The organism is Mycobacteriales bacterium (genome assembly GCA_040902655.1).
GTDB lineage: Bacteria > Actinomycetota > Actinomycetes > Mycobacteriales > SCTD01 > SCTD01.
The window spans coordinates 72677-86173 of record JBBDWV010000024.1; the positions used below are offsets into that span (position 1 = coordinate 72677).

Here is a 13497-nt window from a genome sequence, read left to right on the forward strand (position 1 = left end):
GACGAGAGGAGAGCCGCGTGGACGCTGAGCGCCTGACCACCAAGAGCCAGGAGGCCGTGTCGACGGCCGTCCGGCGGGCCGCCGCCGAGGGTCATCCCGAGGTCGCGCCCGTCCATCTGCTGCTCGCCCTGCTCGACCAGGGCGACGGCATCGCGCCGGCGCTGCTGCAGGCGGTCGGCGCCGACCCGGCGCAGGTCCGCAGCCGGGCCGAGGTGCTGCTCGCCGCGCTGCCCCAGGCCAGCGGCGCGAACGTCGCCGCGCCGGGGCTGTCCCGCGCGTTGATGGCGGTCATGAACGTCGCCCAGAGCAAGGCCAAGGAGGTCGGTGACGACTACGTGTCGACCGAGCACCTCCTGGTCGGGCTGGCCGACTCCGGTGGTGACGTCGCCGAGCTGCTCAAGCAGCAGCAGGCGCTGCCCAAGGCGCTGGTGGACGCGTTCGCCAAGGTCCGCGGCGGGATGCGCCGGGTCACCACGCAGGACCCCGAGTCGACCTACAAGGCGCTGGAGAAGTACGGCGTCGACCTCACCGACCGGGCGCGCCGCGGCGAGCTCGACCCTGTCGTCGGCCGGGACACCGAGATCCGCCGCGTCATCCAGGTGCTCAGCCGCCGTACGAAGAACAATCCGGTGCTGATCGGTGAGCCGGGCGTCGGGAAGACGGCGGTCGTCGAAGGGCTCGCCCAGCGGGTCGTCGACGGCGACGTGCCGGAGAGCCTGCGGGGTAAGAGCATCGTCGCGCTGGACCTGGCCGCGATGGTGGCCGGAGCGCAGTACCGCGGGCAGTTCGAGGAGCGACTCAAGGCGGTGCTCGAGGAGATCAAGGCCTCCGAGGGGCAGGTCGTCACCTTCCTCGACGAGATGCACACCGTCGTCGGCGCCGGCCGGGCAGAGGGGTCGATGGACGCCGGCAACATGCTCAAGCCGATGCTCGCCCGGGGCGAGTTGCGGATGGTCGGGGCCACCACGCTGGACGAGTTCCGCACCAACATCGAGAAGGACCCGGCGCTGGAGCGGCGTTTCCAGCAGGTCCTCGTCGGCGAGCCGTCGGTCGAGGACACCGTCGCCATCCTGCGCGGCCTCAAGCGCCGCTACGAGGCGCACCACAAGGTGGAGATCGCCGACTCGGCCCTGGTCGCCGCCGCGACGCTGTCCGACCGCTACATCCCCGCCCGCTTCCTGCCGGACAAGGCGATCGACCTGGTCGACGAGGCCGCCTCCCGGCTGCGGATGGAGATCGACAGCAAGCCGGTCGAGATCGACGAGCTGCAGCGCGCCGTGGACCGGATGAAGATGGAGGAGCTGGCGCTCGAGCGGGAGACCGACGAGGCGTCGGTGGAGCGGCTGGAGCAATTGCGGCGCGAGATGGCCGATCGTTCAGCGGATCTGGCTGCTCTGACTGCGCGCTGGGATCACGAGCAGTCCGGCCTCAACCGGGTCGGCGAGCTCAAGCAGCAGCTCGACGCTCTGCGCACGGAGGTCGAGAAGGCCCAGCGCGAGGGCGATCTCACCACCGCGTCGCGGCTGTCGTACGCCGAGATCCCCGCGCTGGAGAAGGAGCTGGCCGAGGCGAGCGCAGCAGCCGAGAGCGCCGACCGGATGGTCGAGGAGCAGGTCGGCCCGGACGACATCGCCCAGGTCGTCAGCGCGTGGACCGGCATCCCGGCCGGCCGGATGCTCGAGGGCGAGACCGCCAAGCTGCTGCGCATGGAGGAGGAGCTGGGACGGCGGCTGGTCGGCCAGGTCGAGGCGGTGCGGGCCGTCTCCGATGCCGTACGCCGCGCCCGGACCGGGATCTCCGACCCGGACCGGCCGACCGGCTCGTTCCTGTTCCTCGGGCCGACCGGCGTCGGCAAGACCGAGCTGGCCAAGGCGCTGGCGGAGTTCCTGTTCGACGACGAGCGCGCGATGACCCGCATCGACATGAGCGAGTACGGCGAGAAGCACTCGGTGGCCAGGCTGGTCGGCGCGCCGCCCGGCTACGTGGGCTACGAGTCGGGCGGCCAGCTCACCGAGGTGGTCCGCCGCCGGCCGTACGCCGTGGTGCTTCTCGACGAGGTCGAGAAGGCGCATCCGGACGTCTTCGACGTGCTGCTGCAGGTGCTCGACGACGGCCGGCTGACCGATGGCCAGGGTCGGACGGTCGACTTCCGGAACACGATCCTGGTGCTCACATCGAATCTGGGCAGCGCCTTCGTCAGCGACCCGTTGCTCACGTCCGACCAGCGCAGGGACAAGGTGCTGGGCGTCGTCCGCTCGGCGTTCAAGCCGGAATTCCTCAACCGGCTCGACGAGGTCGTGGTCTTCGACGCGCTCGGGACAGCAGAGCTGGCCCGGATCGTCGACCTGCAGGTCGCCCTGCTCGCCAGGCGGCTGCTCGACCGGCGGCTCACGCTGACTGTCACGGAGGCGGCGCGCGAGTGGCTGACGCTGACCGGCTACGACCCCGTCTACGGCGCCCGGCCGCTGCGCCGGCTGGTGCAGAAGGCGATCGGGGACACTCTCGCCCGGGCGCTGCTCGCAGGCGAGGTGCGTGACGGGGACGAGGTGGTGGTGGACCGGGCCGAGGACGGCAACGGGCTGACCGTCGCGCCGGCGGTGCGCGCCGAGGTGTAAGCCCTGCCTTGCGCCCCCCCTGCTTGCGTCATGCTCAGCGGAGCACTGCGCCGCGGGTGGAGCATGACGCAAGGGGGTGGCGGTGGCGGCGGGGCTGGCTAGCTAGCCTGCGGGGCATGACCACTGCACTCGTCACAGGTGCGACGGCCGGCATCGGTGCCGCCTTCGCCCGCCAGCTCGCCGGCCGCGGGCACGACCTGGTCCTGGTCGCCCGTGATGCCGCCCGGTTGGAGAGCAAGGCTGAGCAGCTGCGGTCCTACGGCGTGCAGGTCGAGGTCCTGCCGGCCGACCTCGCCGACGACGAGGGCTGCGCCGTCGTCGAGAAGCGCTGCGCCGCCGGAATCGACCTGCTGGTGAACAACGCCGGCCTCGGGACCACGGGCGCGTTCCACGAGGTCGACCTGGCCGATGAGGAGCACCTGCTGAGGCTGAACGTGCGGGCCGTGCTGCGGCTCACGCACGCGGCGCTCGCGCCCATGGTCGTCCGCCGTAGCGGCGCGGTCGTCAACGTCGGCAGCGTCGCCGGCTTCGCCCCCGGCACCCGCTCCGCCACCTACAGCGCGTCCAAGGCCTGGGTCACCAACTTCAGCGAGTCGCTGCACCTGCAGTACTCCGCACAGGGTGTGAAGGTGCTCGCCCTGTGTCCGGGCTTCACCCGCACCGAGTTCCACAGCCGCGGGCAGATGGACACCAGCGGCATCCCGGAGCCGATGTGGCTGGCTGCCGACGACGTCGTGCGTACCGCGCTCACCGACCTGGGCAAGGGGAAGTCGCTGAGCGTGCCGGGCGCGCAGTACAAGGCGATCGTCGCCGCCACCCGGATGATCCCGGCGAGCGTCCAGCGCAGCGTCGTGCGCGGGCTGCAGAGCCGCTTCCCCGGCCGCAACCCCTGAGCGAGCACCGTGATCCCAGGCCTGCCGGAGGAGTTCGAGCGGCGGCTGCTCGGCACCTGAGCCGCCTGAACCCGGTGCCACAGCCGCCCGGCGGCCGGCGCCTGAACCCGGTGCCACAGCCGCCCTGCCACCGGCGCCTGAGCCGCCTGAACCGGGTGCCACAGCCGCCCGGCCGCCGGGTACTCAAGACAGCGAGAACGGCTGCGGCGCGGCTCGCCTAGGGTCGACGCCGTGACCGACCGCGAGCAGTTGCTGTCCCTCGTCCGCGACCTCGCCGTGGTGCACGGGCGGGTCACGCTGTCCTCCGGCCGCGAGGCCGACTATTACGTCGATCTGCGCCGCATCACGCTGTCCGGCCTGGCCGCGCCCTTGGTGGGCCGCCAGCTGCTCGAGCTCACCGCCGATCTGGACTACGACGCGGTCGGCGGCCTCACCATGGGTGCCGACCCGATCGCCGCCGCGATGCTGCACGCAGCAGCCGCGCAGGGCCGGCGGCTGGACGCGTTCGTGGTGCGCAAGCAGGCCAAGGCGCACGGCCTGCAGCGCCGCGTCGAGGGACCGGACATCGCGGGGCGGCGGGTGCTCGTCGTCGAGGACACCACCACCACCGGCGGTTCGCCGCTGACCGCACTGGCCGCGGTGCGCGAGGCGGGGGCCACCCCCGTGGCGGTGGCGACGATCGCCGACCGGGACACCGGCGCCGGCCAGAAGATCGAGGCCGAGGGGGTGCCGTACCGCCATCTCTACTCGCTGCAGGACCTCGACCTGGGCTGAGCCTGCCTCGTGATCCACGCGAAGTTCAAGGTGGATCCGGTGCGGGAAACCACCTCGAGGTTCGCGTGGATCACTACTCGATCGGGATGTCCTCCGGCAGCTCGCGCCGCTCGGCCGGCGGCCCTGACCGCTGGGTGCGCCGCGCGCGGAGCACCTCGACCACGATCGGCAGCACCGACAGCGCGACGATGCCGAGGATCATCGCCTCGATGTTGTCCGCGACGAAGGCGATCTGCCCGAGGAAGTAGCCGAGCAGCACGACGCCCGCACCCCACAGCAGGCCGCCGATCACGTTGTAGGTCAGGAACGTGCGGTAGCGCATCCGCCCGACGCCCGCGCAGACCGGCGCGAAGGTCCGCACGATCGGCACGAAGCGGGCGATGACGATCGTCCGGGCGCCGTACTTCTCGAAGTACGCATAGGCCTTGTCGACGTACTCCTGCTGGAAGAAGCGCGAGTCGGGACGGTTGAAGACGTGCGGCCCGGCCTTCTTGCCGATGTAGTAGCCGACCTGGTCGCCGGCGATCGCTGCGATCGGTACGGTCAGCAGCACCAGCCACAGCGGCAGGACGTCCTGGGTGTTGATGAGCAGCCCGGCGGTGAACAGCAGCGAGTCACCCGGCAGGAAGAAGCCCACCAGCAGGCCGCTCTCGACGAAGACGACGAGCAGCAGCACGACCAGTCCGGCCTTGACCAGGGCGTCCGGCGACAGCCACTCGGGGCCCAGGGCGAGCGGGACGGAGGAGGCGGCGAGCATCGCGCCAGGCTAGCCGCCGGTACCGTCCACCCATGGCACGCGAGCGGCTGGTGGTCATCGGCGGCGACGCCGCGGGCATGAGCGCGGCCAGTCAGGCCCGTAAGCGCCGGGGCGAGAGCGACCTGGAGATCGTCGCGTTCGAGCGCGGCCGCGCCACCTCGTACTCCGCCTGCGGAATCCCGTACTGGATCGGCGGGGTGGTCGGCAGCGAGGCGGAGCTGATCTCGCGCAGTCCGGAGCAGCACCGGGCCAACGGCATCGACGTCCGGCTGTGCACCGAGGTCGTGGCGATCGACCTGGCCGGCCGCCGCGTGACGGCGCGCGACCTGCTCACCGGCCGGGAGTACGACGAGCCGTACGACGCGCTGGTCTACGCCACGGGCAGCGTGCCGATGCGCCCGACGGCTGAGGGCTTCCAGGCCCCCGGGGTCTACGGCGTGCAGGTGCTCGACGACGGTGAGGACCTCATCGCCGAGTTGGACAGCGGCCGGGTCGAGCGTGTGGTCGTCGTCGGTGGCGGCTACATCGGCCTGGAGCTGGCCGAGGCGTGCAAGGTCCGCGGTCTCGACGTCACCGTCGTGAACCGGTCGCCGACACCGATCGGCACCTTCGACCCCGACATCGGGGAGTTCATCCGCGACGCCGTCGCCGGACTCGGCATCACCCTGGTCTTCGGCCAGCCGGCCACCCGCGTCGAGACGGGGACCGACGGCCGGGCGGTCGCCGTCCACACCGCCGACGGCCGCCGGCTGCCGGCCGACCTGGTCATCCTCGGGCTGGGAGTGCGCCCCAACGTCGACCTCGCCCAGGCCGCCGGCATCCCGCTGGGCTCCTCGGGTGGGATCCGGGTCGACAACCGGATGCGCACGGACGTGCCCGGCGTCTGGTCGGCCGGCGACTGCGTCGAGACCTGGCACCGGCTGTCCGGCCAGCGGATGGTCGTCGCGCTCGGCACGCACGCCAACAAGCAGGGCCGGGTCGTCGGCATCAACCTGGGCGGCGGCTACGCCACCTTCCCGGGGGTCGTCGGTACCGCGGTCACCAAGGTGTGTGACCTGGAGGTCGCCCGCACGGGCCTGTCGGAGGCCGAGGCGGAGGCGGCCGGCTACCGCTTCGTCACCGCGCACGTCGACTCGACCACCCGCGCCGGCTACTTCCCGGGCGCCGAGCCGATCCGGGTGAAGCTGACCGCCGAGAAGCGCACGGGCAAGCTGCTCGGCGCCCAGCTCGCCGGGCGCGAGGGGGCGGCCAAACGGATCGACGTGCTCGCCACCGCCATCTGGAACCAGATGAGCGTCGACGAGGTGCTCGGCCTCGACCTGTCCTACGCGCCGCCGTTCGCGCCGGTCTGGGACCCGGTGCTCATCGCGGCGCGCAAGGCCTTTGAGGTGGTCGAGGCCGACATCGCCCGGGACGTCCGCGACGGCAACCACGGCTGAACTCCAGATCCCTTGCGTCATGCTCTCCGGAGCACCGAGGTGCGCGCAGAGCATGACGCAAGGGGGAGCGGGAGCGGGCTAGTTAGCCGATCATGTAGCCGGCCAGGTCACCGATCAGGTTGACCTGCCCGGCGCCGTTGCGGATCCGGATCCGGCCGTCGGTGCCGACCTTGACGATGGACAGGTTGGCCCGCGTGGTGCTCTTGCTCAGGTTGAGGTTGCTCACCGTCGGCACCGTGGCCGCGCCGACCGGGTAGGCCCGCACGTCGGTGCTGGCGGTGACGCCGGTGCCGGTGAGGTTGAGCACGGCCGCGGTCGCCCCGGCCGGGACGCCCCGGTGGGGCGTCGACCCCGGTGCCGCGGCCACCTTGAGGTCCACGAAGCCCTCCGCGGTGACCGGGATCGGGGCGCCGCCGACCCCGCTGCGGGTGTCGAGGAAGCGGGCCGGCGAGACCGGCACGAAGCGTCCCGTCGCACCGGGGGAGTAGTAGCCGGCCAGGTCGGCGATCAGGTTGACCGTGCCACCGAGGTTGCGCAGCCGCACCTTCCCGCCCTCGCCCACGGCGACCGTCACGAGGTTCGGCACGGTCTGCCCGGCCCGGACGTTGAGGTTGCTCACCGTCGGCACCGACCCGTCAGTCGGAGTCGGGTAGACGCGGATGTCGGTCGCGGACGTCGCTCCGGTGACCGTGACGTTCAGGACGACGGCCCGCGCGTCGGCCGGGACGCTGATCGTGCGGCCGTCGGCGGTGGACAGCGCCCCGGTGACCCGCAGGTCGAGGAAGCCCTCCGGACCGACCTTGCCGGCCGGCGCGCCGACGGCCGGCGAGCGGGTGTCCAGGATGCGGCTCGGGTCGACGGCGGCGAACCCTGCGCCCCGGTTGCCGGGCACGTAGTAGCCGGCGATGTCGGCGATGAGGTGCACGGTGCCGCCGCTGTTGCGCAGGGTCACGCCGCCGTTGCCGCCGATCGCGACCGTCACGAGGTTCGGGACGGTCGAGCCGGCTCCGGCATTCAGGTTGCTGGCGCCCGGCACGGGGGTCCCGCTCGGATAGGCCCGGACGTCGGTCGAGGCGGTCGTGCCGGTGACCGTCACGTTGAGCACCACCGCGGTGGCGTCCGCCGGCACGGCCGTCGGCGCCGTCTGCAGCCCTCGGACGGCCAGCTCGACGGTGCCTGCAGGCCCGATCTTGCCGGTCGGCGCGCCGAGCCCCTCGCGGGTGTCCAGGACCCGCTTGGGCGTCACCGGCACGTACGTCGACTCGGTACCCGCAGAGACGGCGACCGGCTTCGGGCCCTGCACGTGCACCTGCGCCTCGTCGCCGGGTGTGGCGGTGACCCGGCCGGCCCGTACGCCGTTCCGGTCGACGGCCCACAGGTCCCCGGGCGGGAAGGCATCGGTGGAGGAGTAGCCGTAGACGTCGTAGACGATGCTCTCGCCGTCGGGGGTCCAGGCGGGGTATTCCGCGACGCTCGGTGCGCTGCCCGGACGGGTGGCCGCCAGCACCCGCCCGGTGCCGCCGGTGGCCGGGACGGTGGCGATCTGGGCGACGTCCTGGCCGCGGGCCGTGTCGCTGTCCCGCACCGTGACGGTGGCGTAGGCGATGGTGCTGCCGTCGGGGGACCAGGCGGGTGAGTAGCCGCTCGGTCCGAGCGGGGTGCGACCGCCGGAGCCGTCGGCGTTCACGACGGTCAACGGGCCGCTGTCGTCGGTGCTGCCGTCCGCGACCGCGGCGAAGACGATCTTCTTGCCGTCCGGGCTCCAGTCGGCGGTGTAGCCGTCCTCAGCGCCGGTCAGCGGGGCCGCGGTGCCGCCGGCCGCCGCGACGGTGAACACGGTGGTGTCGACCGCCTGGGTCGAGTCGGCGCCGGTGGTCACGCTGATCCGGGTGAAGACCAGCCTCGTCCCGTCGGGCGACCAGGCCGGGCTGACGTCGAGGGAGAAGCTGTTCTCGGACTGGGGGGGCTCGGTGAGCCGGCGGAACCCGCTGCCGTCCCGGTTCACGACGGCGATGCCCTCGACGAGGTTCACCCCGCCGGCCCGGTCCGTGGACAGCGCGATCCGGCCGCCGTCCGGCGAGAGTTCGGGCTCGTCGTAGATCCACTCGTTCGTGGTGTCGGCCGGCAGCACGGTCGTCAGCCGGCGGCTCTCCAGGTCGCGGAGCACGACGCTGTAGATGCCGTCGTTGTTCTCGTCGAAGGTGTAGACGATCTCGTTGGCGGTGGTGCTCGCCGAGGCGGGCGTCGCCAGCGCGATCGGCGCGAGCAGCGCGAGCAGCGCGGCGCCGACCACGCCGCGGCGGGAGGGGGATGTCATGCCTGTCCTTCCGGGAAGGGCGCCGGCGGCTGCCGATGCTCTGGTGTACCAGCCGCAGCCGTATCCGTCAGGCAGCCACGCGAACAGTGACCAGTTCGCCATCCCGCGCCCGGGCCGGCCGCAGGCAAGGCGGCGCCGGATTCTCTGGCATGCTCGCGAGCGGCGAGCCGACCGCCCTGCCGAGCCCGACCGAGGAGACCGACCGTGCCGATCGCCACACCCGACGCCTACGCCGAGATGCTCGACCGGGCCAAGGTCGGCCGTTTCGCCTATCCGGCGATCAACGTCACCAGCTCGCAGACGCTCGTCGCGGCGCTGCGCGGCTTCGCGGAGGCGCAGTCCGACGGCATCGTGCAGATCTCCACCGGCGGGGCCGAGTACCTGTCCGGCAGCACCGTCAAGGACATGGTGCTCGGCGCGCAGTCGCTCGCGGAGTACGCCCACCAGGTCGCGAAGGCCTACGACGTGCAGATCGCGTTGCACACCGACCACTGCCCCAAGGACAAGCTCGACAGCTACATGCGCCCGCTGATCGCGATCAGCCAGGAGCGGGTCGCCGCCGGCCGCGAGCCGTTGTTCCAGTCGCACATGTGGGACGGCTCGGCCATCGAGCTCGAGGAGAACCTGTCGATCGCGAAGGAGCTGCTCGAGCAGTGCGCGGCCGCCCGGATGGTGATGGAGCTGGAGATCGGGGTCGTCGGCGGCGAGGAGGACGGCGTCGAGAACGCCATCAACGAGAAGCTGTACACCACGCCCGGGGACGCGCTGCGTACCGCGGAGGTGCTCGGCACCGGCGAGAACGGCCGCTACCTGCTGGCGGCGACCTTCGGCAACGTGCACGGCGTCTACAAGCCCGGCAACGTCAAGCTCGCGCCGTCCATCCTGAAGGACATCCAGGACGCCGTCGGCGCGAAGACCGGTGCCGACAAGCCCTTCGACCTGGTCTTCCACGGCGGGTCCGGCTCGCTGCTGGAGGAGATCCGGGAGGCGCTGGACCACGGCGTCGTGAAGATGAACGTCGACACCGACACCCAGTACGCCTTCACCCGACCCGTCGCACATCACATGTTCACGCAGTACGAGGGTGTCCTGAAGGTCGACGGCGAGGTCGGCAACAAGAAGCTGTACGACCCGCGTGCCTGGGGCAAGGCGGCCGAAACGAGCATGGCCGCCCGGGTGGTACGTGCCTGTGCGGACCTCCGGAGCACCGGCACCCGCATCAGTTGAGGCAGGCCCTACCCCTCTCGTCATCGATCCGTTATGTTTCACCGGTCACGCCGCTCGGCGTGGTGCCGCCTCCCTTCCGCCGAGTCCTGCCCCGGGGAGCCGGCCTCCCCGTCGTGCCGGGGGCAGGAGCGGGGGACCCACAGGTTGACCCGCAGGCGTGAGGAGAGGAACCCCTGCCTGTGTCCGACCTGCTGTCCCTGGCCCTTTTCCCGCGCAAGACCGCCCGGCACGCCAAGCCCTCGAAGGCGGTCCCGGTCATGATGGCCGGTGGCATGACCGCGGCCTTCGCCGCCACCGACGCCGCAGTGGTCGCCTCGTCGGCCTCGGCCGGCGGGACGATGGCGCAGTTCGAGCGGCTCGCCTCCTGCGAGAGCGGCGGCCGCTGGGACATCAACACCGGCAACGGCTACTACGGCGGGCTCCAGTTCAACCTGGCCACCTGGCGCGGGGTCGGCATGAGTGGCTACCCGCACCAGGCCAGCAGGTCCACCCAGATCGCGGCCGGGCAGAAGCTGCACAGCCAGCGTGGCTGGTCCCCCTGGCCGGCCTGCTCCCGCAAGCTCGGGCTGGCCGGCGACGGCGGCTCCACGGCCACGTCCTCCACCACGCAGCCGACGCTTTCGTCTGCCGAGCGCCGGGCCGCAGCGCAGCGGGCCAGCCGCAAGCGGGCGGCTGTCGTGGCCCAGGCCCAGGCCCAGGCCCAGGCGCGCGCCGCGCGGATCGCCGCGATCCGTGCCCTCGAGGTGACGGCGCCGCCTCGTTTCGACGGCCACGTCCTGACGGTCGAGGACCGCTCGACCTACCGGATCGCCGTCAAGCACTGGCAGCGCCGGATGGCGGCCCGTGGTTGGACGATCACCGTGGATGGCCACTTCGGGCCACAGACCGCCCGGGCCGCCGCGGCGTTCGCCCGCGAGAAGCAGGTCTCGACTCCCCGCGGCACGGTGGACCAGCAGCTGTGGGACCTGGCCTGGACCTCCGCGGTCGTGCTAGCCGGCCCGGACGGCCACCAGCAGCCCGTAGCCGAGCGCGCCCGTTTCGACCGCCCGCGCGCAGTCGCGGGCGGTCGAAGCCTGCCGTAGGGCACCCACCAGGGCCAGCCGGCGGGCCAGCCGGCGGCACAGCGCGAGCGCGTCGGCGGCCCGGTCCTCGGTCCGCACCACCCGCAGACCGGCCCCCTCGAGCAGTGCGACGTAACCCGGCATCGTCCGGGCGGTCGTCAACGCGTCGACCGCCGCCACCACCCCCGGTGCGGCCAGATCGCGGCGCAGCAGCACGTCGGTGACCGCCACGGCGCCGCCCGGCCGCAGCACCCGCGCCATCTCGGCCAGCGCCCGGGCCGGATCGTCGAAGGTCGAGACCGCGCACTCGCAGACGACGGCGTCGTACGCCCCGCTCGCCAGGGGCAGGGCCGCCGCGTCCCCGAGCACGGCCGGCTGCCGATGTGCCCGCGCCCGTTCCACCGCCGCCGGCTCGAGGTCTACACCGACCCCGAGCAACCCGTGCGCGGCCAGCAGGCGCAGCGTCGCACCGTCGCCGCACGCCACGTCGGCCACCAGCGCGCCGGTCGGCAGGGCCAGCCGCCCGAGGACGTGCCGGGTCAGTGCCTCGCCGCCCGGATGGGCGGTGCCGCCGAGCAGCCGGCGCACCGTCGTACGTGCGTAGTTCACGCCGCCACAGTGCCTCAGGCAGACTGGCGGCATGAGCATCACCGGCAAAGACCTGCTGGGCGGCCCGCCGCCCACCCTGCTGCCCGAGGAGCCGGGTCCGCGCGACCTGCTCGAGCGAGGCGGTGACCCGACCGATGTCGCGGCGGCGCACCCGGCCAGCTCGCTGGCGTGGGCGGTGCTGGCCGAACAGGCCTATGCCCGCGGCGCCTTCGTCGCGAGCTACGCCTACGCCCGTACCGGCTACCACCGAGGGCTGGACGCGCTGCGCCGCGCAGGGTGGAAGGGCTACGGCCCGGTGCCCTGGTCGCACGAGCCGAACCGCGGCTTCCTGCGTGCGCTGCACGCGCTCGGCCGGGCCGCGGGGGCGATCGGCGAGGACGACGAGGCCGCCCGGGTCCGGCAGTTCCTGTCCGAGAGCGACCCGGCCGCGGTGGACGCCCTGGACAGCTGAGCCTGGCCGAGACAGCCGGTCCGTTCCGGCGATGCGCGTCAGGGGCAGGCAGACTGCGGAGGCCGTCACCCGGGTGGCGCAGCGCTGCGTGTGCGCGAGCGGGTAGGTGCGGTTCCGACGACCGGAGGTGGCAGGCGGATGGAGCGGGCGGCTGCGGCGTCCCCGGTGGTGGACACCGTCAGACAGGAGCGGGTCCGCGACCTCCGCCGGCGGCTGGAGGCGCTGCTGGGCATCCCGGCCAGCGAGGGTAACGACCTGACCCTGCTGCGCAACGGAGACCAGATCTTCCCGGCCATGCTCGCGGCGATCCGGTCCTCCACACGCACCATCGACTTCCTGACCTTCGTCTACTGGCGCGGTGACATCGCACAGGAGTTCGCGCACGCGCTGGCGGAACGGTCGCGCAGCGGCGTGGTCGTCCGGGTGCTACTCGACGCCATCGGCGGCCGGCTCATCGACACCGCCCTGATCGACCACATGACCGACTGCGGTGTCCGGGTCGAGTGGTTCCGCAAGCCGCTGTCGCTCGGTCAGCTCACCTCGCCGCTCAAGCAGAACCACCGGACCCACCGCAAGGTGCTCATCTGTGACGAGCGGGTCGGCTTCACCGGCGGGGTCGGTATCGCGCAGGAGTGGTGTGGCGACGCCCGGGACGAGACCGAGTGGCGGGACACCCACGTCCGGGTGATCGGTCCCGCGGTGGACGGCCTGTCCGCGTCCTTCGCGCAGAACTGGGCCGAGACCGGTCACCCGCTGATCGAGGTGTGCCGCACCTTCCCGGAGCACACGTTCGCCGAGGGCGGCGCGGTCGTGCAGGTCGCCCGCGGCAGCGCCAGCGTCGGCTGGAACGACATGGCCACCGTCTTCCGCGTCATGATCGAGTCCGCGCAGGAGCGGCTGCGGATGATGACCGCCTACTTCGTGCCTGACGCGTGCTTCCAGTCGCTGCTGCTCGAGGCGGTCGCCCGGGGCGTGCAGGTCGACATCATGCTGCCGGGCCCGTACGCCGACAAGCGGGTCTGCCAGCTGGCCAGCGAGTCGCTCTACGCCGACCTCACCGACGGGGGGGTGCGCATCTGGGCGTTCCAGCCGTCGATGCTGCACGCCAAGGTCACGACGGTGGACGGCATCGCCGGTGTCATCGGCTCGGCCAACATGAACCGGCGATCGATGCAGCACGACGAGGAGGTCGTGCTCACCGTCCTGGACCAGGACGTGGCCCGGCAGCTCGAGGGCGACTTCGACCGTGACCTCGAGCGCTGCGTGCGGATCGAGCCGCGCCGGTGGGCCGACCGCCCCCTGCACCAGAAGGCGCAGGAGAAGGCCACCACCCTCGTCCACCGCTTCCTCTGAC

Annotated in this window: 11 protein-coding genes; 8 read left to right on the plus strand and 3 right to left on the minus strand. The window is 72.4% G+C overall.

The annotated features are described in order from the left end of the window. Nucleotides 1-17: 17 nt before the first annotated feature. The 3 genes from clpB to pyrE all read left to right on the plus strand — a co-directional run bounded on the left by clpB (nucleotide 18) and on the right by pyrE (nucleotide 4282). Nucleotides 18-2615: an ATP-dependent chaperone ClpB gene (gene clpB / locus WD794_06925; protein MEX2290040.1), complete on the plus strand. Its 2598-nt coding sequence runs from the start codon at nucleotides 18-20 to the stop codon at nucleotides 2613-2615. Between the two features lie 116 nt (nucleotides 2616-2731). After that, nucleotides 2732-3508 (plus strand): SDR family oxidoreductase, encoded by a 777-nt coding sequence (locus tag WD794_06930; protein MEX2290041.1) that lies wholly within the window; start codon nucleotides 2732-2734, stop codon nucleotides 3506-3508. A gap of 231 nt (nucleotides 3509-3739) precedes the next feature. After that, entirely contained in the window at nucleotides 3740-4282 is a 543-nt protein-coding gene (gene pyrE / locus WD794_06935) for an orotate phosphoribosyltransferase (GenBank protein MEX2290042.1), read from the plus strand. Between the two features lie 73 nt (nucleotides 4283-4355). Here pyrE and WD794_06940 read toward each other — a convergent pair whose 3' ends face one another. After that, nucleotides 4356-5039, minus strand: a complete 684-nt coding sequence (locus WD794_06940) for a VTT domain-containing protein (protein MEX2290043.1) — start codon at nucleotides 5037-5039, stop codon at nucleotides 4356-4358. 32 nt (nucleotides 5040-5071) lie between these two features. Between WD794_06940 and WD794_06945 the strand changes: the two genes are divergently transcribed. Beyond that, the gene (locus WD794_06945) at nucleotides 5072-6478 is read left to right on the plus strand and encodes an FAD-dependent oxidoreductase (protein ID MEX2290044.1); all 1407 of its coding nucleotides are present in this window, start codon (nucleotides 5072-5074) and stop codon (nucleotides 6476-6478) included. An 82-nt stretch (nucleotides 6479-6560) separates the two neighbouring features. Here WD794_06945 and WD794_06950 read toward each other — a convergent pair whose 3' ends face one another. After that, a complete protein-coding gene (locus tag WD794_06950; protein MEX2290045.1) occupies nucleotides 6561-8795 on the minus strand; it encodes a hypothetical protein in 2235 nt (744 codons plus the stop codon). A gap of 204 nt (nucleotides 8796-8999) precedes the next feature. Between WD794_06950 and fbaA the strand changes: the two genes are divergently transcribed. Further along, complete coding sequence (gene fbaA / locus WD794_06955; protein MEX2290046.1) at nucleotides 9000-10022, plus strand: class II fructose-bisphosphate aldolase; 1023 nt, start codon at nucleotides 9000-9002, stop codon at nucleotides 10020-10022. Nucleotides 10023-10201: 179 nt separating this feature from the next. Further along, nucleotides 10202-11104: a transglycosylase family protein gene (locus tag WD794_06960; GenBank protein ID MEX2290047.1), complete on the plus strand. Its 903-nt coding sequence runs from the start codon at nucleotides 10202-10204 to the stop codon at nucleotides 11102-11104. On the opposite strand, the gene WD794_06965 is transcribed toward WD794_06960, so the two are convergent. Continuing rightward, nucleotides 11012-11692 (minus strand): class I SAM-dependent methyltransferase, encoded by a 681-nt coding sequence (locus WD794_06965; protein MEX2290048.1) that lies wholly within the window; start codon nucleotides 11690-11692, stop codon nucleotides 11012-11014. The genes WD794_06960 and WD794_06965 overlap by 93 nt on opposite strands. Nucleotides 11693-11723: 31 nt before the next feature. On the opposite strand from WD794_06965, the gene WD794_06970 reads away from it, so the two are divergent. Both WD794_06970 and WD794_06975 read left to right on the plus strand, forming a co-directional pair. Beyond that, nucleotides 11724-12143: a DUF3151 domain-containing protein gene (locus WD794_06970; protein MEX2290049.1), complete on the plus strand. Its 420-nt coding sequence runs from the start codon at nucleotides 11724-11726 to the stop codon at nucleotides 12141-12143. A gap of 138 nt (nucleotides 12144-12281) precedes the next feature. Beyond that, nucleotides 12282-13496: a phospholipase D-like domain-containing protein gene (locus WD794_06975; GenBank protein MEX2290050.1), complete on the plus strand. Its 1215-nt coding sequence runs from the start codon at nucleotides 12282-12284 to the stop codon at nucleotides 13494-13496. The last annotated feature ends 1 nt before the right edge of the window (nucleotide 13497 follow it).

Excerpts from the sequence above, each read along its gene's own strand:
- WD794_06940 (MEX2290043.1), bottom strand. The coding sequence starts at position 5,039 with ATGCTCGCCGCCTCCTCCGTCCCGCTCGCCCTGGGCCCCGAGTGGCTG.
- WD794_06930 (MEX2290041.1), top strand. The coding sequence starts at position 2,732 with ATGACCACTGCACTCGTCACAGGTGCGACGGCCGGCATCGGTGCCGCC.
- WD794_06950 (MEX2290045.1), bottom strand. The coding sequence starts at position 8,795 with ATGACATCCCCCTCCCGCCGCGGCGTGGTCGGCGCCGCGCTGCTCGCG.
- WD794_06975 (MEX2290050.1), top strand. The coding sequence starts at position 12,282 with ATGGAGCGGGCGGCTGCGGCGTCCCCGGTGGTGGACACCGTCAGACAG.
- WD794_06970 (MEX2290049.1), top strand. The coding sequence starts at position 11,724 with ATGAGCATCACCGGCAAAGACCTGCTGGGCGGCCCGCCGCCCACCCTG.
- WD794_06945 (MEX2290044.1), top strand. The coding sequence starts at position 5,072 with ATGGCACGCGAGCGGCTGGTGGTCATCGGCGGCGACGCCGCGGGCATG.